This is a genomic window from Prevotella sp. P4-98, from assembly GCF_002251405.1.
Classification (GTDB): domain Bacteria; phylum Bacteroidota; class Bacteroidia; order Bacteroidales; family Bacteroidaceae; genus Prevotella.
The window spans coordinates 73,653-99,115 of the sequence record NZ_NPJC01000009.1 but is presented as its reverse complement, the minus strand read 5'-3'; the positions used below and the strand labels follow the sequence as shown (position 1 = coordinate 99,115).

18 protein-coding genes are annotated in these 25,463 nt (G+C 46.3%); 11 read left to right on the top strand and 7 right to left on the bottom strand.

All coding sequences use genetic code 11. From position 1 onward, the window contains the following. Window positions 1–20 precede the first annotated feature (20 nt). Complete coding sequence (locus CIK96_RS02595) at window positions 21–899, bottom strand: ABC transporter permease (protein WP_094439463.1); 879 nt, start codon at window positions 897–899, stop codon at window positions 21–23. A gap of 120 nt (window positions 900–1,019) precedes the next feature. Here CIK96_RS02595 and CIK96_RS02590 point away from each other — a divergent pair, with 120 nt between their 5' ends. After that, the gene (locus tag CIK96_RS02590; protein WP_094439461.1) at window positions 1,020–1,796 is read left to right on the top strand and encodes a radical SAM protein; all 777 of its coding nucleotides are present in this window, start codon (window positions 1,020–1,022) and stop codon (window positions 1,794–1,796) included. A gap of 768 nt (window positions 1,797–2,564) precedes the next feature. Here the strand turns inward: CIK96_RS02590 and lpxA are convergent. The 4 genes from lpxA to CIK96_RS02570 all read right to left on the bottom strand — a co-directional run bounded on the left by lpxA (window position 2,565) and on the right by CIK96_RS02570 (window position 9,428). Further along, a complete protein-coding gene (gene lpxA / locus CIK96_RS02585) occupies window positions 2,565–3,347 on the bottom strand; it encodes an acyl-ACP--UDP-N-acetylglucosamine O-acyltransferase (protein ID WP_094391280.1) in 783 nt (260 codons plus the stop codon). Between the two features lie 90 nt (window positions 3,348–3,437). Beyond that, complete coding sequence (locus CIK96_RS02580) at window positions 3,438–4,832, bottom strand: efflux transporter outer membrane subunit (protein ID WP_094391281.1); 1,395 nt, start codon at window positions 4,830–4,832, stop codon at window positions 3,438–3,440. Between the two features lie 42 nt (window positions 4,833–4,874). Beyond that, complete coding sequence (locus tag CIK96_RS02575) at window positions 4,875–8,135, bottom strand: efflux RND transporter permease subunit (protein ID WP_094439459.1); 3,261 nt, start codon at window positions 8,133–8,135, stop codon at window positions 4,875–4,877. A gap of 81 nt (window positions 8,136–8,216) precedes the next feature. Next, window positions 8,217–9,428, bottom strand: a complete 1,212-nt coding sequence (locus CIK96_RS02570; RefSeq protein WP_094439457.1) for an efflux RND transporter periplasmic adaptor subunit — start codon at window positions 9,426–9,428, stop codon at window positions 8,217–8,219. A gap of 440 nt (window positions 9,429–9,868) precedes the next feature. Between CIK96_RS02570 and CIK96_RS02565 the strand changes: the two genes are divergently transcribed. Together CIK96_RS02565 and CIK96_RS02560 are read left to right on the top strand one after the other, a co-directional pair. Continuing rightward, entirely contained in the window at window positions 9,869–10,300 is a 432-nt protein-coding gene (locus CIK96_RS02565; RefSeq protein WP_254047062.1) for an Hsp20/alpha crystallin family protein, read from the top strand. Between the two features lie 229 nt (window positions 10,301–10,529). Next, window positions 10,530–11,072 carry a sigma-70 family RNA polymerase sigma factor gene (locus tag CIK96_RS02560; protein WP_094391284.1) on the top strand — a complete coding sequence of 181 codons (543 nt, stop codon included), beginning with the start codon at window positions 10,530–10,532 and terminating at the stop codon, window positions 11,070–11,072. An 89-nt stretch (window positions 11,073–11,161) separates the two neighbouring features. On the opposite strand, the gene CIK96_RS02555 is transcribed toward CIK96_RS02560, so the two are convergent. Further along, window positions 11,162–12,628, bottom strand: coding sequence for a CCA tRNA nucleotidyltransferase (locus CIK96_RS02555; protein WP_094391285.1), 1,467 nt, complete (start codon window positions 12,626–12,628; stop codon window positions 11,162–11,164). 97 nt (window positions 12,629–12,725) lie between these two features. Here CIK96_RS02555 and CIK96_RS02550 point away from each other — a divergent pair, with 97 nt between their 5' ends. The 8 genes from CIK96_RS02550 to CIK96_RS13445 all read left to right on the top strand — a co-directional run bounded on the left by CIK96_RS02550 (window position 12,726) and on the right by CIK96_RS13445 (window position 22,923). After that, complete coding sequence (locus tag CIK96_RS02550; RefSeq protein ID WP_094439455.1) at window positions 12,726–13,184, top strand: hypothetical protein; 459 nt, start codon at window positions 12,726–12,728, stop codon at window positions 13,182–13,184. Between the two features lie 68 nt (window positions 13,185–13,252). Next, window positions 13,253–13,801, top strand: a complete 549-nt coding sequence (locus CIK96_RS02545; RefSeq protein WP_094439453.1) for a DUF1599 domain-containing protein — start codon at window positions 13,253–13,255, stop codon at window positions 13,799–13,801. Then, window positions 13,798–15,870, top strand: coding sequence for a BT_3928 family protein (locus CIK96_RS02540; protein WP_254046666.1), 2,073 nt, complete (start codon window positions 13,798–13,800; stop codon window positions 15,868–15,870). The genes CIK96_RS02545 and CIK96_RS02540 overlap by 4 nt, the downstream gene beginning before the upstream one ends. Beyond that, window positions 15,828–16,541, top strand: a complete 714-nt coding sequence (locus CIK96_RS02535) for an SPOR domain-containing protein (RefSeq protein WP_254046319.1) — start codon at window positions 15,828–15,830, stop codon at window positions 16,539–16,541. Before CIK96_RS02540 ends, CIK96_RS02535 begins: the two co-directional genes overlap by 43 nt. Further along, window positions 16,542–17,123, top strand: coding sequence for a GTP cyclohydrolase I FolE (folE, locus tag CIK96_RS02530; RefSeq protein WP_094439451.1), 582 nt, complete (start codon window positions 16,542–16,544; stop codon window positions 17,121–17,123). A 36-nt stretch (window positions 17,124–17,159) separates the two neighbouring features. After that, window positions 17,160–17,735 carry a hypothetical protein gene (locus CIK96_RS02525; protein ID WP_094391290.1) on the top strand — a complete coding sequence of 192 codons (576 nt, stop codon included), beginning with the start codon at window positions 17,160–17,162 and terminating at the stop codon, window positions 17,733–17,735. Between the two features lie 357 nt (window positions 17,736–18,092). Continuing rightward, the gene (locus CIK96_RS02520) at window positions 18,093–20,018 is read left to right on the top strand and encodes a sialate O-acetylesterase (RefSeq protein WP_371592344.1); all 1,926 of its coding nucleotides are present in this window, start codon (window positions 18,093–18,095) and stop codon (window positions 20,016–20,018) included. A 4-nt stretch (window positions 20,019–20,022) separates the two neighbouring features. Continuing rightward, a complete protein-coding gene (locus CIK96_RS13445) occupies window positions 20,023–22,923 on the top strand; it encodes a family 43 glycosylhydrolase (RefSeq protein ID WP_254047061.1) in 2,901 nt (966 codons plus the stop codon). 852 nt (window positions 22,924–23,775) lie between these two features. Here CIK96_RS13445 and CIK96_RS02505 read toward each other — a convergent pair. Continuing rightward, on the bottom strand, window positions 23,776–25,419 hold the full coding sequence (locus tag CIK96_RS02505) for a fumarate hydratase (protein ID WP_094436591.1): 1,644 nt from the start codon (window positions 25,417–25,419) through the stop codon (window positions 23,776–23,778). Window positions 25,420–25,463 lie beyond the last annotated feature (44 nt).

Here is a 25,463-nt window from a genome sequence, read left to right as displayed (position 1 = left end):
GTTCGCAAATTGATGTGTTGTCAGATTTTGTAGAGTTCGCCAGCTGTCATTCTCAAGAAACGGTTGACGGCAAGCCATGCACAGAGGGCTGTGATGAGCAAACCGAAGAGAAATACTGCTACGCCGGTGATAGTAAGTTCCACCCAATTGATGACGGTTAGTATGCCAGGCTGCATCACGTAGAGTCCGTAGAAGCATCCGCCCAATACGGCAATGGCTATGAGTGCAGCGATGATACCCACTCCCATGGCATGGTAAAGGAACGGACGACGGATGAATCCCCAAGAGGCACCCACAAGTTTCATGGTGTGGATGAGAAAACGTCGTGCATAGACGCTAAGTCGGACAGTATTGCTGATGAGCGAGAAGGAAACGCATGTCAGCAGGATGGCAAGCACAAGGAGGATGATGCTGATACGGCTCAGATTGTAGTTGACTTGATCCACAAGGTCTTCCATATATGCTACGTCGCTAATGCGGGCATCCTTGCGTAACTCTTTGGATATGATGCGCAAGGAGTCGCGGTTGGCGTAGTTGGCATTGAGCCATATCTCCAGTGTGGCAGGAAACGGGTTGAAGCCGAGAAACTCTGATGGGTCGCTGCCCAACTCCTTAATCTGTTCGCGCTGTGCCTGTTCTTTACTGATATAGTCGATATGGTGTGACCATGGCTTATGATAGAGATCGCGGCAGAGCAGGTGGCCCTGATTGACCGTGACATAGTCTTTCAACATGACGCTCATGGTCAGATTTTCTTTCATGTGGTTGGATAAGTTGCGTGCCAATAGTACGGAGAATACCACCATTCCAAGCAAGATAAGCACCATGGCGGTACTGATGCATAAGGTGACTCCCTGCATACCTCTACGACAACTGATAGCTTTTCTTTTTTTTGCCATTGCTCCTAAATGTCCGTAATATACCTAATTTCTTGCAAAATTACAATAATTCACTCAGATTGCAAAACAAATTACGTTTTATTTGCTAATTTTGCAGTCGATAACAAAACATTTGGATTTATGAGTACAATTATCTATCCATCTCCCATCTTCGGTCCCATTCATAGCCGACGCTTGGGAATTTCGCTTGGCATCAACCTGCTTCCTGCCGATGGCAAGGTTTGCTCGTTTGACTGTATCTATTGTGAATGTGGGTTCAACGAGGATCATCGACCTAAACAAACGATGCCTACAAGGCAGGATGTTGCAGAAAAACTCCAACTGACACTACAGCGTATGAAAAGCGAGGGACAGTTGCCCGATGTGCTGACGTTTGCTGGTAATGGTGAACCGACATGTCATCCCCATTTTCCGGAAATTATAGATGATACCATTCGTTTGCGTAATGCATATTGTCCGGATGCCAAAGTCTGTGTGTTGAGCAACTCTACGCAGATTCATCGTCAATCGGTACATGATGCGCTGATGAAGGTGGATGACAATATTCTCAAACTCGATACCGTGGATAGCGCTTACATCCATCGGGTGGATCGTCCGGCTGGCAACTATGACGTCAACCAGATTATTGAACGTATGAAGGCTTTCAACGGACATGTCATCATTCAGACGATGTTTATGCGTGGGGATTGTAATGGTGAAAGTGTGGATAATACTGCTGAGGAATATGTGGTTCCTTGGCTTGAAGCGGTCAAGACGATTGCACCTCAACAAGTAATGGTCTATACGATAGACCGAGAAACACCTGCCCATGGACTTCTCAAAGCTACCCATGAACAGCTTGATGCCATTCGGGATCGGGTTGTTGCAGTTGGCATCCCTTGCTCAGCAAGTTATTAAATGCATTACGGGGGCGTTTTGTATTTGTTTGGCATAACCAGAAAGAGTCCGGAAATTGAAGTCTGCCATTCTCGTCAGGTTTGACATTTTTTCGTCGTGTCTTCGATAACTTCTCGTTCGTCTTTCGTTCTTAGATAGATCCTCGTTCGGTTCTCGATCGGTCTTCGATAGACTAACGAATAACGAACGAGAGACGAACGAGAAGCGAACGAGAAATTAACGAGAACCAGTCGGGTGTTAATTGAAGACTCATGGTCCTTCTGTTGTAACCAGTTTGGGTTGTTGAATGTCGTTTCTGTAAACATAAACACCTTTTTTAATTGTACGATCAATAGTTTGTTACCAAGGTGCCTTCTTGTTTGAGAATTTATTCTCAGGTTGGTTTGCAAAGATACAATATCACAAAACCCAGATGTCCGCCTTTGTCACTCTCTATGCTTGTTTTTTATTTTATTTAACTTAGTTATAGACTCTTTTATAGACTCTGCGTAAAAAAATAACTAAACGCCTTTGATAGAGATGAGTAGTCAATCAATAGATGCTGTATCTTTTGTGGATAACAAGCCCATAATTGGTTGTTAGATGGAATGCAAAAACAATTTATCGATATTTGCTGATTTTCCTTTGAGATCCTAACAAAAACAAAATCATCCACAATACCAAATGTCTCGGTATTGCGGATGAAAGTATTATGATGTTCCGGCTACAAACAAACTGTAGTGGATGGTTACTGTTTGTTGTGCTCGGTGGAATTACCAAGCGGTTGGACTACATCTTAGAGATGATGCCAAGTTTGGTACCTTCGATAAACGAAATGATGTTGCGCACCTCTGGACCATCGGGCACCTGATCCTTGATCTGGTTGACGGCATCGAAAACTGATGTTTGACCGTGGAATACCAAGCGGTAGGCGTTGGCAATATGCTTGCGAACACGTGGGTCGAAACCTGCTGCTTCCATGATGACATTGTTAGGACAGCTGTATTTCACAGGTTTGCCACTTGCGATGATGTAGGGAGGAATGTCTTTCGAAAAGGTAGTACCTGCCTGGATCATGGCGAGGTCGCCCACACGAGTCTTGGCATTCTCCACCACCGAAGTGCTGTAGATGACACCATTGCCAATGACGCAGTCACCGGCAATCTTCGTACCATAGCCGAATACACAGCCATCACCCACTACAGTATCGTGGGAGATATGTGCACCTTCCATCAGGAAGTTCTTATTGCCCAATACGGTTTTGCTTCCTGCGTATGTGCCACGGTTGATGACAACATTCTCGCGGATGGTATTGTTGTTGCCAATTTCCACAAAGCTCTCAGCACCTTCGAAATTGAAATCCTGAGGTAAGGCAGCAATAACTGCGCCTTGGAACACTTTGTTGTTATTGCCCAAGCGTGTGCCGTTGAGGATACTTACGAAGGGGTAGAGTACGCAGTTGTCGCCAATCACTACATCGTCTTCGATATAGACAAAGGGGTATATTTTGCAGTTGTCGCCAATCTTTGCTTTGGGCGAAACGTCTGCTTTGGGACTGATAATACTTGCCATAATTTCTGATTTATATATTTATATAGATCCAGCAGCTAAATCGCCATGACAATGATGGTTGATATGCTTCCTGGATGTATCATCCGATGATTATTTTGCGCCACCTCCTAATGCATAGTAGAGATTTACCACTGCCTGCATCTTGTAGAAGTCATCAGCTACCTTTGAGAGTTGTACGTTGAGCAGTGAAGACTGCGCCTGGATTACCTCCAGATAAGAACCGCCAGCCTCTGACATCAACTTACGTGTATCCTCCACATTCTTCTCGAGTACGGCGATGCGTTTAGCCTCCACCTTACCCTTTTCGTCAGAATAGTTGTAGAGCACAAGGGCATTGCTCACCTCGCTACCAGCCTTCAGTACGGTGTTCTGCCAAGTATTGTAAGCCTGCTCGTACTGCATCTTAGCCACCTTCAAGCCGGCAATGATTCTACCATTCTGGAAGATTGGCTGAACCAATGAACCAACAGCAGAAAGCAACCACTTGCCTGGATTCACAATACCTGCACCAGCAGAATTGGTGAATGCACCTGTACCAGAGATGGTGATAGATGGATAGAACTTGCTGCGGGCAGTCTCTATGCCATAGAAGCACTGAGCCAGATTCATCTCGGCTGCGTGAACATCAGCACGGTTGTTGAGCAACTGGATGCCTACACCGGTAGAGAAGGTTGCAGGAAGACTCTGATTCTCCAGCTTGCCACGGGCAATGGAATGAGCCTGGTCGCCGATGAGAAGACTCAGGGAGTTCTCTGTCTCACGAATCTGGCGCATCAGGTCGGTCTTCTGAGTCAACACTGCATAGTAGTTGCTCTCGGCAGCCTGCACGGAAGTTCCGCGATAACCAATCTTGGTATCCTTCAGCACCTTCATGGTCTCCCAGGTATCCTTGGTCAATCCTTCCATATTGTTAACCAGCTCCACCTGCTTGTCGAGCATCAACAAGGTATAATACATGTTGGCGATGTTGGCGATGAGGTTGGTCTGTACAGACACCTGATAGTCCTTCAACTGGAGCAGAGCCATCTGGGCACTGCGCTTCTGAGAGAGCAGGTTGCCGAAGAGGTCAACCGTCCAACTGGCTGTAACAGGTAAGCTGTAAGTCTTGGTAGCAGCGTTACCATCCCAGGAAGCGATAGTTCCCTGAGGAGTGAAAGACAAAGAAGGCACGAATGCCAACTTGGCACATTTCAACTGTTCCTCTGCCATCTTCACGTTCAAAGCCGCATTGAGGAGGTTGACATTATTGTTCAATCCCTTCTCAATGATCGACTGGAGCTGAGGGTCGGTGAAGACGCTGCGCCAAGGGATGTTGGCGAAGGTAGTAGTATCCTTTACAGCCAAAGTATCTGTATCAGAAGCTACATCGCGAACGATACCGCTGGTCTTCACATCCGGACGCTCATATTTTCCGTAGAGAGTCTTGCAGCTGCTCAGAGAGAGCGCTGCGAGACACAGTATGATGCATGTGATATTCTTTTTCATCTTTTGCTTTGCATTTATTATTCTACACTTGCGTGTTCTACCTTATTTCTTTGAATCTTTGCGGGCAGAAGCCTCTGCATACTGAGCCAGTTCTGCAGCAGCCTCTTCGTTGTCTTCATCGTCGAAACGGAGCGGAGAAATCTTCTCTTGCAACCATTGGAATACGGCGAATAGCGCAGGTACGATGAATATCTGGAGTAGGGTGCCAATCAGCATACCGCCTACAGCAGAAGCACCTAGAGTCTGGTTACCATTCTTACCTACACCTGATGCGAACATCAGTGGCAATAGACCGATAATCATAGCTAATGAAGTCATCAAAATAGGACGCAGACGAGCTCCTGCACCCAGAATGGCAGAGTATTTAATGGCCATACCCGTACGGCGACGCTCAAGGGCGAACTGTACGATAAGGATGGCATTCTTCGCCAACAGACCAATCAACATAATGAGTGATATCTGCATATAGATATCGTTAGCGTGGCCGAAGATGTTGGTGAAGGTGAATGCACCTGCCAGACCGAATGGAATAGAGAGTACTACCGACAATGGCAAGATGTAACTCTCGTACTGGGCACTCAGAATCAAGTAAACGAATACAATACAGAGTGCGAAAATCAGACCAGTAGAGTTGCTAGATTCAGCCTCTGAACGGGTCAAGCCAGAATACTCGTAGCTATAACCTTCGGGCAAAGTGGTCTTAGCCACTTCGGCAATTGCCTTCATACCATCACCTGAAGAATATCCCGTGTTAGGCGTTACTGATACGTCCATAGACGTAAACAGGTTGAAACGGGTGATGTTTGAAGGACCATAAACCTTCTTCAGATTAACAAACTCGCTCACGGGAGACATCGTGCCGTTGGCGCAACGCACATAGATTTTGCTCATATCGTCAGGACGCATGCGGCTTTCGGGACCTGCTTGTATCATTACACGATAGAGTTTACCGTATGAGTTGAAGTTGGAGGCGTAGAGTCCGCCGAGGTAGCCCTGCATGACAGCAAGTACGGATGATGGCGAGATGCCTGCCTGTTTGGTCTTTGCCACATCCACATCCACCATATACTGGGGATAGTTAGGGTTATACTGGGTCTGTGCAGTCTGGATTTCCGGACGGTCGTTGAGCTCCTTTAAGAAATTCTTTACAATATCAAAGAAACGGTTCAGATCACCACCGGTCTTGTCCTGCATGGTCATTGTAATACCACTCTGGGCAGAGAATCCTGAAATCATTGGCGGTGAGAATGCAAGGATCTGAGCATCCTTGATGGTTGCGGTCTGTTTGTAAATCATACCCAAAACTGAAGTATATTCCATGGGGTTGACGAACAATGCTTCGATGCCACCACCTGTCAGCGCACTCTTGATGCGATGGAAGAATCCACCTGGACGCTCCTCAAAAGGTTTGAGTTTGATGATGATAGTACCTTGGTTGGAACCGGCACCAGCGATAAAGCTATAACCCATGATAGCTTCACGGCGCTGGATGGCTGGGTTGGCTTCCAGCATTTTGTCGATTTGCTTCACTACTTCGGTTGTGCGCTGCTGTGTAGTACCTGGGGCTGTAGAGATACAAACAAACAGTGTTCCAGTATCTTCGTTAGGTACCAAACCTGTTTTGGTGACACCCATTAGTGCTACAAGAGCTATAATACCTGTTGCAACAACACCTCCGGCGATGACGCCATGCCCAATGACCCACTGTACACCTTTCTTATATTTATTGGTAATCTTCTCAAACTGATAGTTGAATCCTGTATGGAAACGGTCGATGATCGACATTTTCTTCTCATGTCCTTCTTCGTGTGGTTTCAGGAAGATGGCACAGAGTGCAGGAGATAGTGTCAACGCATTGACGGCAGAAATTACGATAGATACAGCCATGGTCACACCAAACTCACGGTAGAAATATCCTGAGGTTCCACCGATGAATGATACAGGAACGAACACGGCTGACATTACCAATGTGATAGAGATGATGGCGCTCGAAATTTCGTTCATGGCATCGATAGATGCTGTAAGTGCACTCTTATAACCCTGGTCGAGTTTGGCATGGACCGCTTCAACCACCACGATGGCGTCATCGACCACAATGGCGATAGCCAACAACAAGGCTGACAGCGTCAATAGGTTGATGGAGAAACCGAATATCCATAGGAAGAAGAATGTACCAATCAATGCCACAGGTACGGCAATCATAGGTATTAGAGTAGATCGGAAGTCTTGCAGGAAGACATATACCACGACGAATACCAACAAAAGGGTGATAATCAGCGTAAATACTACTTCCTCAATAGAAGCAAAGAGGAATTCGGTGATGTCCTGCTCGATGGTGTATTTTAGGCCAGGAGGGAAGTTCTTGCTCAGTTCTTCCAGTTCCTTCTTAACATCGGTTGCAATCTGTGTGGCGTTAGAACCAGCAATTTGCTGTACCATACCCATTACGGCAGGTTGGCCGTTGTTGAGCAGGTTTACGCTATATACCAGACCGCCCAGTTCTACCTTGGCAACCTCGCCGAGGCGGAGTGTCTGACCAGAAGTATTGCTCTTGATGAGGATGTTCTCATACTCAATAGGAGTCTTCAAGCGACCCTTGTAACGCAGGGTGTATTCGTACTGCATATCAGAACTTTCACCAAAGCTACCAGGGGCAGCCTCGATGTTCTGTTCCGCTAAAGCATTGGAGATGTCAGATGGTACGAGACCAAACTCCTTCATTTTCTCAGGCTTCAGCCATATACGCATAGAGTAGTTACGGGTAGAAGGGCTCTGCACATCACCCACACCATTGATACGCTTCAACTGTGGAACCACGTTGATCAAAGCATAGTTGGTCACAAACTGGTCATCGTAGCGTCCGTCGTCTGTGGTTAGCGAGAACAGAATCACGTTAGAACTCTGACGTTTGGTAACCGTAACACCTACACGTGTAACCTCGGCAGGCAACAAAGACAGTGCCTGTGATACACGGTTCTGCACGTTGACGGCAGCCATATCAGGGTCTGAACCCTGTTTGAAGTAAACGGTGATGCTGGCATAACCTGAGTTTGACGCAGAAGAGGTCATGTAGGTCATGTTTTCCACACCGTTGATACTCTCCTCCAGCGGGGCGATGACTGAATTCAATACCGTCTGGGCATCGGCACCTTGATAGGTGGTAGATACCGAGATAGTAGGCGGCGCGATATTTGGATACTGCTCAATAGGTAGCGATATCAAGCCGATGGTACCCAGCAAGACGAAGAAGATGGAAACCACCGTCGATAGTACTGGGCGTTTTATAAAGTTTGTAAATGTCATAATTTACTATTTTCTTTATACCTTATATTATAAATGGTTATTTGCTGAAGAATTGCTTCTTGCTTGATAGTGATGATGCAATTACTTCTTGCCGCTCATGGCTTTGGCAAACTCATGGGCATTGTCTTGCGACTCTGCGAGCTTGGCTGCTTCGGCTATCTTCTGATTGTAGCGCTCTAGTGTGATAGGCTTAATCTGTTGGCCATCAGTCAATTTGGTAATGCCTTTTACAACGATGCGGTCACCGGTACGGAGTCCAGAGGTCACAATGTAGTTCTTGCCGTCATCTTGTGGATTTACTTTGATTTCTGTATATTTCACTTTGTTGTCTTTGCCTACGGCATAAACAAAAATTTTATCCTGTACTTGAGAACATGCTTCCTGTGGAACAACGATGGCGTTGCTGTTGTCGTTAGAAATAACGATAGAGCCAGAACCACCGCTCTTCAGCAGTTTGTCGGGATTGGCAAAGTGTGCAATCAGCGATACGGCACCTGTAGAAGCATCGATGACGCCACTCATTTTTACAACCTTACCCGGTTGTTCGTAGAATGAACCATCTGCAAGTTGCAGTTTGACGGGAGGGAAGGCTGCGATGGCAGCCTGCATATTGCCGTTGTTTTTGCCCATATTCAAGAGTTCAGACTCAGATATAGAGAAGAAAACTTCCATGGTACTGATGTTTGAAACGGTGGTCAATGCCTGGCCAGAAGCGCTAACCAAAGCACCTTCTTTGAAGGGGAGACTTCCCACAACACCAGCCGAAGGACTCTTTACTACACACCATGCCAATTGTTCGCGAGCTGATGCCAATGCAGCTTCTGCCTGTGCAACCTGTGCTTCTGCGGTAGCAAGAGTATTGGCTGCGGTTGAAAGTTCGTACTCACCGATAATGTGACTATCGAAAAGATTCTTGTTGTTTTTGTAAGTCAGCTTGGCGGTGTTAGCCTGTGCCTTTGCCGTATTGACTGCGGCCTGACATTGACGGACAGCAGCCTGATAGGTCTCGCTGTCGATAGAGAACAATGGTTGACCGGCTGATACCGTTTGGCCTTCATGGACAAATACTTTTGTGATGAATCCTGAAACCTTTGGGCGAACCTCAACATCCTGAATACCTTTAATGGTGGCGGGGTACGTGGTTTGTAAAGCAGCACTTGATGTGCTGATGGTGCTTACGGCAAACTCGTCGTCACTGAAGTTGGGCAGACCATCCTTCTTGCTTCCTCCACATGAGGTTAAAATCGCGATTGCAGCAAAAACCGCAATGGTAATAACGTTTTTACTTTTCATACCTATTTATTTAAACTATTCTTAAATTCAATACTATTTGTTTGTGTACTGGAAAACCGAATATTTAAGTTTGGTTTTCAGAGTGCAAAGATACATAAAAAAAAATACTCTTATATATAATTATATAATATATATAATACATTTAACAATATTTATGCTACGCAACCAATAAATGCCAGATATTTGCCTATAAAAGACGGAAAACATATGTGGTCCATAGTGTTGGTCGGTAATTGTTGTTCGTGAGGAATATAAACGAGTGAATAGCATGCTATTTTATATACAAAACGACAATATGACACACAAAGGTGACAATGTGGCGCGTTTTGTTGGTGTGGCATGAGACTTGCATTAATTGTTAGTGAACGCGGAAGCGAAGGCAGAGGCGCTCGGTAAACAACATATAAAACAGAACAATTAAACAAATAAAATTAGGAGGTATGATTATGTTACCAGTAATGTTTAAAAACAGTTGGTTCCCAACAGTGTTCGATGATTTCTTCAACAGTGATGCAATGGCAACTGCCACAACGACCGCTCCGGCAGTCAACGTCAGAGAAGATCTTAATGAATATACCATGGAGATGGCTGTGCCTGGTATCAAAAAAGAGTATTGTCGTGTACAGTTGACCGATGACGGCAACCTTCATGTAGCCATTGAAAACAAGATGGAACATAAGGATGAGGATAAGAAACAGCATTATCTGCGTCGTGAGTTCAGTTATACAAACTATCAGCAGACTTACACTTTGCCTGACGATGTAGCTAAGGATAGAATTTCTGCTAAGGTTGACAACGGTATTCTTACTGTGGTGATGCCTAAAATGAAGAAGGAAGAGAGTAAAGTGGCACGTGCAATTGAGATTGCATAACGTAGCTGAAAGTATAGTCACTTTAACATAAACGTATGTAGCGGGCTGCAAAATTCGTTTTGCAGTCCGCTATTTTGTTATGTCTGTATCTCCTTGTTTATATAAACTGTTTTTTTTTAGTTTTGTTGAATATATGATAAGGGTTTTGCTTGCATGATTGATGAAGTTTGGTGGTTTGCGGAATTATTCGTATCTTTGCAAGGTAGAATAATGACTAAAAATAGCGAATATGACAGATAAAGAAAAACTGATAACAGATAATATGGGGTATGTGGTCACATTGGCGCGCCAATATTCCTGCGAACTTCTTGATACAGATGACTTGGTGAGTGAAGGAACTATCGGTATTATCAAGGCGGCGGAAAAGTTTGATCCGAATCGGGGTAAGCCTTTTGTTACTTTTGCCGCACCTTATATTCGTACCGCCATTGAAGCTGCTATACGTCGAGTGACTGGTGAAGTGACAGTGAAATCGACGGACGAGAGTATCCCTGCAGGGTCACGTAATAATTATACGCTACTAAATGTGTTGGAGGATAAAAACTCGCAACGGGCTGATGCCGAGATGGAACGGGAACTGTTGAAGTCAGACTTGGAGCGTTGTATCTATCTGCTCGACCAGCGCGAGGCAGCAGTCATTAAAAGGTATTTCGGATTAGGTTTTGATCGTATGACCATGGCGGAAATTGGTGGTGAACTTGGGTTGAAGCGTGAGCGTGTGCGCCAAATACGCGACAAGGCTTTGCGCAAACTGCACAAAGCCTCGTCGTAGAAGATAATGCCGATGGTGGTATGGTACCATTTGGCAGACTGTCACGATCAATAGATTGTAGTGTTGTGATAGTTTCTATTTTTCTATGGTCATTGTTGCTCCTGATGTTCGGTGGAGAGCCCCATGGCATTGGCGCGCTCCATGAGCAGACGCATCAATGGTTCACGTTCATTTTCCACCCGATTGTCGAGTACGGCATCTTTTAGGTATTGTTTGAGTGTTCCCACCTCGCGAGAGGGTTTCAGATGGAACATCTCCATGATTTCGTTGCCGTCAATTACAGGTTGTAACAACCGTTTATAATCCTTTTCTTGTAAATCGGTGAGTTTTTCACGCACCATGCGGAAATTCTCCAAAAACATTTGTTTGCGCACCTCATTCTTTGAGGTGATGTCGGCTTCGCATAGGGTCATTAGATCGTTGATGTCGTCACCGGCATCGTTGAGCAGGCGTCGAACGGCAGAATCGGTTACAATCTCATCGGCAATGGCTATGGGGCGCATGTGCAGTTCTACCATTTTCTGTACGAAACGCATCTCGCTGCCCATAGGCAATTTCAGCCGGCGGAATATCTCCGGCACCATTTTTCCACCAAGATAGTCATGGTTGTGGAAAGTCCATCCAGCCTTAGGCTCCCAACGCTTGGCACGCGTTTTTCCGATATCGTGGAGTAACGCCCCCCATCGCAACCATAGGTTATCGCTATGCTGGCAGACGTTTTCCAGCACTTCCATGGTGTGGTGGAAATTGTTTTTATGAGCCCGGCCTTCTTTCTTTTCTACAATGTCGAGTGCGGAAAGTTCAGGAAGCATGCGCTGTAATAAGCCGCTACGTTGTAGGTATTCGAAGCCAATGCTTGGGTGTGGTGCCATCATGATTTTATTGAGCTCCACCTCGATACGCTCTCCGCTAACAATCTTGATGCGGTCTACCATGCGTTCCAAAGCTTCAAACGTATCGTCCTCAATTTGAAAATTGAGCTGAGTGGCGAAACGAATGCAGCGCATCATACGCAAAGGATCGTCGGAGAATGTGATTTCAGGGTCGAGTGGAGTAGCAATAATGCGGTCTTCCATATCGGCAATACCGTCAAATGGATCTACCAATTCGCCGAATCGAGCGTTGTTGAGGCAGATTGCCATAGCATTGATGGTGAAATCTCGACGGTTTTGGTCATCTTCCAGCGTACCGTCTTCCACAATAGGCTTGCGTGAATCGTGGCTATAGCTCTCTTTGCGAGCTCCCACAAATTCCACTTCCATGTTTCCCATCTTTACTTGTGCTGTGCCAAAATTACGAAATACCGAGAGGTGTGCACGCCATCTGCCAGTCTTTGGGTTTTTTCCCAAATTCTTTTGCAGTTGTCGGGCCACTTCAATGCCACTGCCTACGACAACTACGTCAATGTCGTTGCTGGGGCGTTCGAGGAATATATCACGAACAAATCCGCCCACAACATAACATTCTAACCCCAGTTCGTCGGCGGAAGCACTGATTTGGCGGAATATCGGCTTATCGAGTATTTTAGCCAGTGCAGCGTCTGAATATAGCTTCATGATGGTATGTTTTTCTACTTTGTCGTGTGCAAAGGTACGCAAATTTCATCTATTTCGGCTGTTCATTGCGCATTTTTTTGTAACTTTGCACCTTAGAATGACGAAGAAACTGATTATCATACTATCCGCAGTGCTATTTATAGTGGCTTGTGGCAATACTAACAACAAAGCGAAAGCATTGCTCGATGAAGCGCGTTTGGCACTAGACGAACGGCGTTACGATGATGTGCTTGCCAAGATTGACACCTTGCGCAATAAATATCCACGTGCCATTGAAGAGCGAAAACAGGCTTTACCGCTATGGCAAAAAGCAGAACTTTTGCGCACTCAAGACGAACTGGCAGTAGTTGATTCCCTGTTGGCGGTGGTGGAAAGTGCATACAATGAAGTCCGTCAACTGCAAAATCAGGCCGATAAATCAGGTGATCAAGAGGCATGGAAGCGCCACAACCGCACAGCGAATCAGTTGAAAGCGCGTAAAGACTCGCTTCAGAATCGCTTCGATGTGGCATGTGCCAAAATCAAGTATATTCATAAAAAGCAGAAAGAAATATAATAAATAGGTATTTTCCTGACGCTAATCCTTGGTGATATGGTAGGAATTTTTTAATTTTGCAATCGATTATGACAAAAGATAACCACACGACAGAGGCCCAGTTTGAACAGGTGATGAGTGAATGTCGCACCTTGTTCACCAAGAAGTTGCATGATTATGGAGCTTCATGGCGAATACTGCGCCCACAGTCGCTTACCGACCAATTGTTTATCAAGGCCAAGCGCATACGCTCCTTGGAAATTAAGAAGGAATCGCTTGTGGGCGAAGGCATACTACCAGAATTTATAGCCCTCATCAACTATGGCATTATTGGATTGATACAGCTCAGCCACGGATTTTCTGATACTGTCGATATGCAACCCGATGAAGCCCTTGCACTCTATGACAAGTATGCCGATGATGCCTTGCAACTGATGATACGTAAGAATCACGATTATGATGAGGCATGGAGATCCATGCGCGTCAGCAGTTATACCGATTTCATCCTCACCAAAATAGAACGCATCAAAGAGATAGAGAACATCGGTGGAGACACCCTTGTCAGTGAAGGCATTGATGCCAATTACATGGACATCATCAACTATGCCGTCTTTGGAGCAATCAAGTTGAGTGAATGATGGTTAGAAAAATAGCAGTAAACGTTGCCCGTTTGGTCATCGCAATGACATTTATCCTATCAGGATTTGTCAAAGCTGTAGATCCGCTGGGCACACAATATAAGATTGTCGACTATCTCAAGGCAATGCAGCTGGGGACATTTGTACCCGATTTCCTCACACTTACTGCATCTGTACTTTTGTCGGCAGTGGAATTTGGATTGGGCATCTGTATGCTCTTTGCTATACGCCGTCGGTTGGTGTCACTACTTGCACTTTGCATGATGATTCCCATGACGGCATTAACACTATGGTTGGCAGTGGCCAACCCTGTCACCGATTGTGGGTGTTTCGGCGATGCTGTCACCCTCACCAATTGGCAGACATTTACAAAAAATGTGGTGCTTCTGGGTTGTGTCGCTATCGTGAGATACAGGCCGCTTGATATGATGCGCTTTGTATCGAAGACCAATCAATGGATTGTGACCAACTATTCGATGCTCTTCATCTTTGCTGTATCGGCATGGTCGCTATATGATTTGCCACAATTTGACTTTCGTCCTTATCATGTAGGAACCAATATCTTGAAGGGAATGGAGATTCCAGAAGGTGCAGAAATGCCAACCTTCGAAACGACATACCTGATGGAGAAGGACGGTAAGAGGCAGACATTCGATATAGACCACTATCCTGATTCTACCTGGACTCTTATTGAGGCCAATACTCGACAACTGACCAAGGGATATGAACCGCCCATCCACGATTTCTATATCAATGACATAGAAACAGGAGAAGATATCACCATGCAACTGTTGGAACAGAAGGGATACCTATTCCTGCTGGTGACACCACATCTTGGGAGTGCAGACGATAGCCAGTTTGACCGCATCAACGAACTCTATGAATATTCGCGCGATCATGGTTACCGCTTCTATGGACTCACCGCAAGCGATGAAAAAGCCATAGGACAATGGCGCGACATGACAGGGGCTGAATACACTTTCTGTCAATCAGACGAAACGGTGTTGAAGACCATCATACGTAGTAACCCAGGACTATTGTTGCTGAAAGACGGAACAATTGTGCGCAAATGGAGTCATAACAATCTGCCACAACTCGATGAAGAACAGGCAAACAAGTCTTTGGAGCAGTTGGATATTGGACATCTGCCAAAAGATACCACTCCAAGAAAGATACTTGATATCGTATTGTGGTATATGTTGCCCCTCTTCCTACTGACCATAGCAGACCGACTCTGGGCTTGGTCGAAATGGATGAAACGCAAAGAAGAAACAAACAAGATATTTAAACTCTTAAGAAAAAAGAAAATGAGAAAGAAAATTGTAGCAGGAAACTGGAAAATGAACCTGAACCTGCAAGACGGTGTGGCTTTGGCCAAAGAACTTAACGAGGCACTTGCTGCCGACAAACCCAATTGCGATGTTATAATCTGCACACCATTCATCCATCTGGCTTCTGTAGCTCAGGTGCTTGATGCCAATGTTATTGGCCTCGGTGCAGAAAACTGCGCTGACAAGGAAAAGGGTGCTTATACCGGTGAGGTTAGCGCTGAAATGGTTAAGAGCACTGGTGCACAGTATGTTATTCTGGGCCACTCAGAGCGTCGCCAGTATTACAGCGAGACTCCAGAGATCCTGAAAGAGAAGGTGCAACTCGCACTGAAGAACGGTCTTAAGGTTATCTTCTGTATCGGTGAAACTCTCGAAGAGCGTGAGGCTAACAAGCAGAACGAAGTAGTGAAGGCTGAACTCGAAGGAAGCGTATTCAACCTCAGCGAGGAAGAATTCCGCAATATCGTTATCGCTTACGAGCCAATTTGGGCTATTGGTACCGGTAAAACCGCTACCGCAGAGCAGGCAGAAGAAATCCATGCCTATATCCGCTCTATCGTAGCAGAGAAGTATGGTGCAACTGTGGCTGATGACACAACTATCCTTTACGGTGGTAGCTGCAAAGCCAGCAACGCTCCTGAACTCTTTGCAAAGCCCGACATCGACGGTGGTCTTATCGGAGGTGCTTCACTAAAATGTGCAGACTTCAAGGGCATTATCGACGCTTGGAAGAAATAAGGCTCAAACCAACCGGACTCAAGATGAAGCATCAGACTCTTCGTCGTGACCGTTGGATAGTCACCATGATTCTGTGTATCGGCATGGCAATCCATGCCGGTGCACAGTCTTTTACACAACGCATCCAGAAGAAAGTGGATGGTCAGGGTACTGTTACTATTCATCATAGTCAGGAGATAGACCGACTGGTCAATGTGCAACCCACATCGCCCAGCAGTACTACAGCAACTAAACCTTCTGCGGATAAGGCTGTGTCAAGTGGCAAATCCAATACTCCGACACCATCAGGTGCAGACAAAAACAGCGGCAACCCTTCTGCTGCTAATTCCCCAATAGCGAAAGTTAATGCGCCGGAGAGTAGCAGTGAAGCAGAGGTCGATATGTCTAAAAAGGTGATGCGTAATGCCCAAAAAGTCATGGGCTATCGTGTACAGGCCTTTGCCGGTGGCAACTCGCGTCAAGATCGTCAGAATGCCGAACGCACCCGCAACGCTATCAAAGCTCACTATCCTCATGTACCTGTCTATGTGCATTTCTATTCTCCTAGATGGATTTGTCGTGTCGGCAACTACCGTACATACGAGGAAGCGCACCATATGTTGGTTAACCTGCAACGGCTTGGCTATAAGCAGGCATCCATTGTGAAAGGAAAAATAACCGTACAGTATTAAATGAATCCAGAAACAGAATATAGAGAAGGACTTGACCAGTTGGCCGAGCACTACCATGAAGTGTTGTCGCTACTGGGTGAAGATCCCGAACGAGAGGGATTGCTTAAGACCCCCATGCGTGTGGCAAAGGCCATGCAGATATTGACACGTGGCTACAAAATGGACGCTCATAAAGTGCTGACTGATGCACTTTTCAAGGAAGATTATAGTCAGATGGTCATTGTCAAGGACATCGATTTCTTTTCATTGTGTGAACACCATATGTTGCCTTTCTATGGTAAAGTGCATGTGGCGTATATTCCAAATGGATATATTACTGGCCTTTCAAAGATTGCCCGTGTAGTAGATATCTTTAGTCATCGCCTTCAAGTGCAAGAGCGTATGACCCTGCAAATTAAGGAATGTATCGAACAGACCTTGCATCCGCTAGGTGTGATGGTTGTGGTCGAGGCTCAGCACATGTGTATGCAGATGCGTGGTGTAGAGAAAATAAACTCTATCACTACCACGAGCGACTTCAGTGGTGCCTTCAACCAGGCCAAAACTCGCCAAGAATTCATGAACCTCATCCATAATAAGTAACTCCTAATCATTCATAAAACTAATAAACATATACCCATGGCAGCCAATCAGAAAGAATCATACAAGACCAATCAGAACCTTCTGCAAGAGTTCTATCACAGTTGTTTCGGCAAGATTATAATCCTGTTGCTGATGATGGCACTGTTGCTGTTTGTGGCATTGATTACCCGTCCTACAAAGCAGCAGATGCTCGATGAGATGGAAGACAACATTCGCGAATGCCTCCAGGAAAACGATAGCATCAAGGCAGATGGCGTTGATGATGTTGTCAACAACTTCTGCAACATCTTCACAACTGCCGGTGAGTTAGCCTCCGACAGTGATGTCGTTGCTGCTTACAAGAAGTTTAACCGTTTGGAAGTATACCAGCATCCATTCTATTCTACCGCACACATTATTAATAATATTCATCCCAGTGGCGTCCGTGTCGGTATCGGTGTGTTTGGTGTTGTCATTCCTACGGTGAGTTATAAGGATTTGATACTATTTGTCAGTCCAATCAAGAACTACAACAAGACACATATTATCACTCCACCGGTTATTACCGATGATGACTTGGGTGAGAATCCCAATGTGCAGGAATACCATTATTTGGGTGATCCTGATCAGTAACTGTCAACAGAAGCGGCCTTCTCATAGTGTCGCACGACTGATATATTCATTTATTCCCAGTTGCACCTATGGTGTGGAAGGGATATTATTATCCCTACCATCATCTGTTGCTTTTGGGTATTTGAAAACTATTTTTTGACCTCATGAACAATTTTGGATAAAAGGTGTAACATAAGACAAAGACCGCACGTGGAATAATTGCTATATTTGCAAACGAAAGCCGTTGCGCTGACTGCTGACTGTATGAAGAAATCCACAGTGCGTTTGTCATGGGACGGCAGGTAGTGATACTAATTCAAACCTAAAATACCAATAATGATGAAAAGACTCAAACTTATTATCAGTATGTTGCTGTTGATGATATTGCATGTCAGTGCATCGTCAGCAGACCAGACGGTCTTATCGGTTGGAGTAGATCCTAATTTCCAAATCTATCTCTGCTTGGGACAGTCAAACATGGAAGGCAATGCCACTCCTGAGCCATGTGACCGTGTAGGTGTAAATCCCCGCTTTGTGTCGATGAATGTATTTGACGATGAAAAGGCTGGATGGCACAAATTCCAATGGCGCACAGCTGTTCCGCCATTGGTAGCACCTCAGACAGGTCTTACTCCTGCCGATTACTTCGGTCGTCGCATGGTGGATTTTCTGCCCGAAGAAGTCAGGGTGGGTGTGGTAATGGCAGCTGTTGGCGGCGCCAGCATCGACCTGTTTGACAAGCGCCTCTATAGCGATTACCTCAAGAAACAGCCCGATTGGATGAAAAACTTTGCTCGCCGCTATGATGGCAACCCTTATGCTTGCTTGATAGCAGCCGCTCGTGAGGCCATGAAGCAAGGTGTCATTAAGGGAATACTCTTCCATCAGGGTGAGACCAATACTGCCGATCCAACATGGCCAGCACGTGTAAAAACGGTCTATGATGATATTCTTGCCGACCTCGGCCTGCAAGCAGTCGACGTCCCATTGCTGATGGGCGAGGTGGTTCAGACCGATCAGGGAGGACACTGTGGTTCACACAATGCTATCATAGATGATATTGCCAAGACCATACCAACCGCTCATGTGATATCGTCGAAGGATTGCCCTCAGCGTGGCGATGGACTGCATTTCACCGCGGAAGGCTATCGAATCCTTGGCAAACGCTATGCCGATGTAATGCTTCAACTATTGGGTGCCCCCAAGCAGATGCATGCTTCTGCCAAAAAAGGTAGTTTGGCAGAAAATGCTATTGAAGGCAACGAATTTCCTCGCATTGATGCCCAGCATCGTGCTTATTTCCGTCTGCATGCTCCCGAAGCACGTGATGTGAAGGTAGATATCTGTGGCAAGAAATATCCCATGTTGCGCGATTCCAACGGCGAATGGTATGGAGTGACCGATCCGTTGGTTGTTGGTTTCCACTATTATGTCTTCAATGTAGATGGTGTCTCGGTTACTGATCCTGCTTGTGATACTTATTTCGGATGCCACCGTCTGATGAGCGGTTTGGATGTTCCTGAAGGTGACGAGGGTAACTATTACCATCCCCAACAGGGCGTGGCACAGGGACAAGTACGCTCTTGCACTTATTTTTCAGCTTCGCAAGGCAAGTTCCGTCGCGCCATGGTATATACGCCAGCCGAATACGAACGTAATAAGAGCAAGCGCTATCCTGTGCTCTATCTGCAGCATGGCATGGGTGAAGATGAAACCGGATGGAGTCATCAAGGCCACATGAACCATATTCTCGACAATCTGATAGCCACTGGCGAGTGTGTGTCCATGATAGTTGTGATGGAGAGTGGTGATGTGAAAGCGCCCTTCGTACCTAATCGTGGAGCGACTCCTGATGCATCGCGCAACGGTTATGGTGCATCGTTCTATCAGGTTCTCAACGACGACCTCATCCCGATGATAGACAAGACCTTCCGTACTAAAACCGATCGCGAAAGTCGTGCAATGGCAGGACTGTCTTGGGGCGGTTTCCAAAGTTTCAATACCGTATTGACCCATCTCGACCGGTTTGCATATCTTGGAACCTTTAGTGGTGCCATATTCGGTGTTGATGTAAAGACCTGTCACAACGGTGTGTTTGCCGATGCTGACCGCTTCAACAAGCAGATGAAGTATATGTTCATGGGTTGCGGTACGGAGGAAAACTTCGGTACAGGCAAGATGGTCAACGACCTGAAGGCCCTTGGCATCAATGTTACTTATTATGAGTCGAAGGGTACTGCCCACGAATGGCTCACCTGGCGTCGTTGTCTTCGCCAGTTTGTTCCACACCTTTTTAAGAAATAAAACGATGAAATCAAACAACAACATTCTTTTTCTCGCCACAGCTTTGGCATCCTCTACTGTAGCCTTGGCACAGAATCCTATTATTCAAACCCAGCTGACTACCGATCCAGCTCCTTTGGTGTGTGGTGACCGCATCTATGTATATACCGGCCACGATGAAGACCATGCCGATTTCTTCTGGATGAATGAATGGCGTGTGTATTCTTCAACCGATATGGTCAACTGGACTGACCATGGTTCACCACTCAATCAATCGTCATTTGCTTGGGCTGACGACAGGGCATGGGCAGCACAGGCAATCGAGCGCAATGGAAAGTATTATTGGTATGTCTGTGCCCACTCCAAAATAACCGGTGGCATGGCTATCGGTGTGGCTGTAGGCGACACACCGACAGGTCCTTTCCGTGATGCCTTAGGCAAACCATTATTCGATAACGGTTCGTGGGACAATATAGACCCCACGGTTTTGATAGATACCGATGGTCAGGCATACCTCTATTGGGGCAATCCGCATCTCTACTGTGCCCGTCTTAACGATGATATGATATCTATCCGTGGCGAAGTGGAACGCATCGAACAGCGTGTTGAAGGCTTCGGCGCTCCCGATATGGAAAAGCGCGACAAAAATGTAAAATACAAAGATTGCTATACTGAAGGTCCATGGATTAGTAAGCGTGGCAACAACTATTACATGCTCTATGCCGCAGGTGGAGTGCCCGAACATATTGCTTATTCTATGAGCAAGACGCCTACAGGACCTTGGAAATACATGGGCAACATCATGCCACTGCAGGACACAGGTTCGTTTACCAACCATTGTGGTGTAGCTGATTTCAAGGGACATTCCTATTTCTTCTATCATACCGGCAAGTTGGGAGGTGGCTTTGGTCGCAGCGTAGCAGTTGAAGAGTTTACCTATCAACCAGATGGAACATTCCCTATCATCAATGCTACAGCCGAAGGAGTGCGTCCTATAGGTACCCTTTGCCCATACAATCGTGTGGAAGCAGAGACTATGGCATGGTCGAAGGGCGTTAAGTCAGAGTGGAATGAAGATACCGGTGTGTATCTTTCAGATATTCATAATGGCGATTATATCAAAGTGCGTGAAGTGGATTTCGGTCAGCAACAACCGTTGCGTTTCGAAGCTCGTGTGGCAAGCGCCCTACAAGGCGGATGGCTTGAAGTGCGTACCGACAGCGTGGCAGGTCCACTTGTGGCACAAGTGAAAGTGCCCTATACCGGTGGATGGGAGAAGTGGCAGACTGTAGAGACACTTGTAGAGCGTCCTCTTGTGGGCAAACACGATCTCTATTTCGTATTCAAAGGCCTGAAAGGTCACAAACTCTTCACCTTCGACTGGTGGCGTTTCGATCAGAATCAAGTGGCAGCAGAAGGTATGATGCACAATCCTGTGCTGTGGAGCGACGTGCCCGATCCCGATGTGATTCGTGTGGGTGACACCTATTATATGGTCAGCACCACCATGCATCTCATGCCCGGAGCTCCTATCATGGCTTCGAAAGATCTGGTCAACTGGGAGATTGTCAACTATATCTTCCCCCGACTGACCGGCTCGCCACGTTACGATATGCGCGAAGGTACTGTCTATGGGCGTGGTCAGTGGGCCACTTCGCTGAAATATCACAATGGCAAATTCTATGCACTCTTTGCACCAAACGATAATTCTGACGGTGAAACCTATCTCTGTGTGGCTGACCGTGCAGAGGGAGAATGGACCATTCATAGCCGTATGCGACACTTCCACGACGCTACGTTGATGTTCGACGATGACGGAAAGGGCTATATCGTGTATGGTACAGGAGAAATCATGCAACTCAATGACGATTTGACCGATGTGGTAGAAGGCAGTCATCATATACTTTTCAAACGCGATAAAACCGAAACCAACCTACTTGAAGGCTCTCGCATGATTAAGCACAATGGTAAATACTACCTGCTGATGATATCTTTGACCAATGGGCATCCGCGTCGTGAAGTGTGCTATCGTGCAGACCATATCTACGGTCCATACGAGAAAAAGGTTATTCTTGAAACCGAATTTGGAGGTAAAGGCGGTGTGGGACAAGGCACCATTGTCGATACACCCGACGGACGTTGGTATGCTATCATCTTCCAAGACCGTGACGGGGTGGGGCGCACACCAACGCTCGAACCCGTTCGCTGGCTCGACGGATGGCCTATCTTGACCGATTGGGATGGTAAGATTCCCTATTTAATGCCTGTTCCTGTGAAGGGATTTGAGAAGAAATCCATAGTCTATAGCGACCATTTTGACAGCGATAAGTTGGCGCTGCAATGGCAGTGGAACCACAATCCAGTGGATGAGGCATGGTCGCTGACCGATCGCAAAGGTTGGCTCCGACTGAAGACATCACGCATCGCACCACACATCTTCCTTGCTCCCAATACGCTGACAAACCGTACCGAGGGTCCTGCATGCCAAGGAACAATACATCTGGATCTGAGCAATATGAAGGATGGCGACGTGGCTGGACTCTCTGCCTTCCAAGGCGATGCAGCCTTACTGTCGGTTGTGAAGAAAGGCAAACGCCTATATATTGTAGCAACGAAAGAGTCGGTGGAGTTGACCGATAAGGATAAAGCTGTTGTGGGTGTAAAACGAGAGGAAGTGTTCCGTCGCGAACTCAAGGGCAAAGAGGTTTGGTTGCGCATGGCGTGCGACTTCCGATTGGGCAAAGACCTTGCCACACTGTCGTACAGCGCAGATGGTAAACAATGGACAGATGCCATCAAAGATTTCCGTATGATTTATGATTATCGCCGATTGTTTATGGGCACACGTTTCGCTATCTATAACTTTGCCACACGTCAGACAGGTGGATGGGTCGATGTGGATAGCTTCGACTATCAGCGTGACTGATAGACTGTAACCTGCAAGATAACATCTAAACATATAAGATGGTTCGTCCGATGCTGTCGGACGAACCTCTTTTATTTCTATACGCGCACGCGCACGCGATGTCGCAAGAAATCGACCACTCGACCACCAGCGTGTTGTAACAGGTTGAGCAATATTGCCTTATGCTGGTGGTCGAATCGTTTTTGAGGGGTGTTTTCGACCACCTTTCGACCACCACAAGTGTTGTTTGTTGTAAGCGTGAGGTTGCCATAAAGACGATGTTTGTATTTTGCCAGAGTAAATCATGATGCTGAAAATGTTTTTGACAAATGTTTGGCAATACCTTTGCCCTATATTTGGCAATACTTTTGTCTAACGTTTAAAAGACTTCTTTCCAATGTTTGAAAAGACTTCTTTCTAACGTTTGATAATACTTTTATCCAACGTTTGATAATACATTTATCCAACGTTTGATAATACATTTATCCAACGTTTGATAATACTTTTATCAGCGGTTTGAAAAACTCAGAAAATATCGTTCGCTTTGAAGATGGTCATGTTGCTAACAATTTTTATAGTGTGGTCGAAGCATGGTCGAAAATACCGTATAAACCGCCATCGACCACAGCTTAAGATATTGAATAGTAGTGTTTTGAACTTTTGGTGTGGCCTTGTGGTCGAATATTTTTGAAAAACTGAAAAATGTATGCACACATGGTGTCTTTGTGTGTTGCGCTATTGTCTGAAAGAGGAACAGGCATTTAGGAATAAAAAATTGATTTACCCGGCAATTCACGTGGAATTGCCGAGTAAATCAACATTTTTTCCTCTTTTGTAAGGAGTTGGGTTATAGCTTAGAACCCCATATTGCCATTAGGCTTTGCAAGGTGTCCAAGGCTTCAACTGCTTGAAGAAATCGTTGCCCTTGTCGTCAACAAGGATGAATGCGGGGAAGTCTTCAACAGTGATTTTCCAAATGGCTTCCATACCCAGTTCGGGATATTCCACACATTCGATGCTCTTGATGCTCGACTGAGACAGTACAGCAGCCACACCACCGATAGTGCCGAGATAGAATCCACCATGCTTCTGACAAGCATCGGTAACCATCTGTGAACGGTTGCCCTTGGCTATCATCACCAGTGAACCACCGTGATCCTGGAACTCATCAACGTATGGGTCCATGCGGTTGGCTGTGGTTGGTCCCATTGAACCGCAAGGATAACCCTCTGGAGTCTTAGCAGGACCAGCGTAGAGCACGGGATAGTCTTTGAAATACTGTGGTAGGTCTTCACCTGCATCGAGGCGTGCCTTGAGCTTGGCATGGGCGATGTCGCGTGCCACGATGATGGTACCTTTCAGGTTGACGCGAGTAGATACGGGATATTTAGACAGTTCGGCACGAACAGCATCAATACCCTTGTCGAGGTCAATCTCGATACCCTTGGTGCCTTCGCCCGGATTGCGCAGTTCCTCAGGGATAAGCTCTGTGGGGTTCTCATCCATCTTCTCCAACCAGATACCGTCGCGGTTGATCTTAGCCTTGATATTGCGGTCTGCCGAACAGCTGACACCCATACCGATGGGGCATGATGCGCCGTGGCGAGGCAGACGGATCACGCGGATATCGTGAGCCAGAGCCTTACCGCCAAACTGTGCACCCAGTCCAATCTTGTGGGCTTCGTCGAGGAGTTTTGCCTCAAGGTCGATATCGCGGAAAGCGCGTCCTGTCTCATCACCAGTGGTAGGCAGGTTGTCGTAGTACTTGATACTTGCCAGTTTCACTGTCAGCAAGTTTTTCTCTGCTGAAGTTCCACCGATAACAAATGCGATGTGGTAAGGAGGACATGCAGCAGTTCCGAGGCTCTTCATCTTCTCTACGAGGAAGGGTAACAGCGTGCCTTCATTCTGAATGGTGGCCTTGGTCATGGGGTAGAAGTAGGTCTTGTTGGCAGAACCACCACCCTTGGCAACCATCACAAAGCGATATTCGGCACCCTCTGTAGCCTCGATGTCAATCTGTGCGGGAAGGTTGCAACGGGTGTTGACTTCGTCGTACATGTTGAGCGGGGCGTTTTGAGAATAACGCAGATTGTCCTGTGTGAAAGTGTTATATACACCAAGGCTGAGGGCTTCCTCATCCTCAAATCCGGTCCATACCTGCTGACCTTTCTCACCATGGATAATGGCTGTGCCGGTGTCCTGACAGAAAGGAAGAACACCTTTGACAGCTGTTTCGGCATTGCGCAGGAACTGCAAGGCTACATACTTGTCGTTTTCAGACGATTCAGGATCGGTAAGAATCTGGGCTACCTGCTCGTTGTGGGCGCGACGCAGCATAAACTCTACATCGTGGAATGCCTGCTGAGCCAACAGCGTCAGGGCTTCTTTCGATACTTTTACGATTTCTTTACCCTCAAATTCAGCTGTGCTGACGCCTTCTTTCGAGAGCAGTCTGTACTCAGTGTCGTCCTTGCCCAACTGGAACATAGGGGCATACTTGAATTCTGGATTCATATTCGTTTAGTTTTTTATAATGAATAATTAATACCTGTTGATTG

Excerpts from the sequence above, each read along its gene's own strand:
- CIK96_RS02595 (WP_094439463.1), bottom strand. The coding sequence starts at position 899 with ATGGCAAAAAAAAGAAAAGCTATCAGTTGTCGTAGAGGTATGCAGGGA.
- CIK96_RS02590 (WP_094439461.1), top strand. The coding sequence starts at position 1,020 with ATGAGTACAATTATCTATCCATCTCCCATCTTCGGTCCCATTCATAGC.
- lpxA (WP_094391280.1), bottom strand. The coding sequence starts at position 3,347 with ATGGCAAGTATTATCAGTCCCAAAGCAGACGTTTCGCCCAAAGCAAAG.
- CIK96_RS02580 (WP_094391281.1), bottom strand. The coding sequence starts at position 4,832 with ATGAAAAAGAATATCACATGCATCATACTGTGTCTCGCAGCGCTCTCT.
- CIK96_RS02575 (WP_094439459.1), bottom strand. The coding sequence starts at position 8,135 with ATGACATTTACAAACTTTATAAAACGCCCAGTACTATCGACGGTGGTT.
- CIK96_RS02570 (WP_094439457.1), bottom strand. The coding sequence starts at position 9,428 with ATGAAAAGTAAAAACGTTATTACCATTGCGGTTTTTGCTGCAATCGCG.
- CIK96_RS02565 (WP_254047062.1), top strand. The coding sequence starts at position 9,869 with ATGATTATGTTACCAGTAATGTTTAAAAACAGTTGGTTCCCAACAGTG.
- CIK96_RS02560 (WP_094391284.1), top strand. The coding sequence starts at position 10,530 with ATGACAGATAAAGAAAAACTGATAACAGATAATATGGGGTATGTGGTC.
- CIK96_RS02555 (WP_094391285.1), bottom strand. The coding sequence starts at position 12,628 with ATGAAGCTATATTCAGACGCTGCACTGGCTAAAATACTCGATAAGCCG.
- CIK96_RS02550 (WP_094439455.1), top strand. The coding sequence starts at position 12,726 with ATGACGAAGAAACTGATTATCATACTATCCGCAGTGCTATTTATAGTG.
- CIK96_RS02545 (WP_094439453.1), top strand. The coding sequence starts at position 13,253 with ATGACAAAAGATAACCACACGACAGAGGCCCAGTTTGAACAGGTGATG.
- CIK96_RS02540 (WP_254046666.1), top strand. The coding sequence starts at position 13,798 with ATGATGGTTAGAAAAATAGCAGTAAACGTTGCCCGTTTGGTCATCGCA.
- CIK96_RS02535 (WP_254046319.1), top strand. The coding sequence starts at position 15,828 with ATGTGCAGACTTCAAGGGCATTATCGACGCTTGGAAGAAATAAGGCTC.
- folE (WP_094439451.1), top strand. The coding sequence starts at position 16,542 with ATGAATCCAGAAACAGAATATAGAGAAGGACTTGACCAGTTGGCCGAG.
- CIK96_RS02525 (WP_094391290.1), top strand. The coding sequence starts at position 17,160 with ATGGCAGCCAATCAGAAAGAATCATACAAGACCAATCAGAACCTTCTG.
- CIK96_RS02520 (WP_371592344.1), top strand. The coding sequence starts at position 18,093 with ATGATATTGCATGTCAGTGCATCGTCAGCAGACCAGACGGTCTTATCG.
- CIK96_RS13445 (WP_254047061.1), top strand. The coding sequence starts at position 20,023 with ATGAAATCAAACAACAACATTCTTTTTCTCGCCACAGCTTTGGCATCC.
- CIK96_RS02505 (WP_094436591.1), bottom strand. The coding sequence starts at position 25,419 with ATGAATCCAGAATTCAAGTATGCCCCTATGTTCCAGTTGGGCAAGGAC.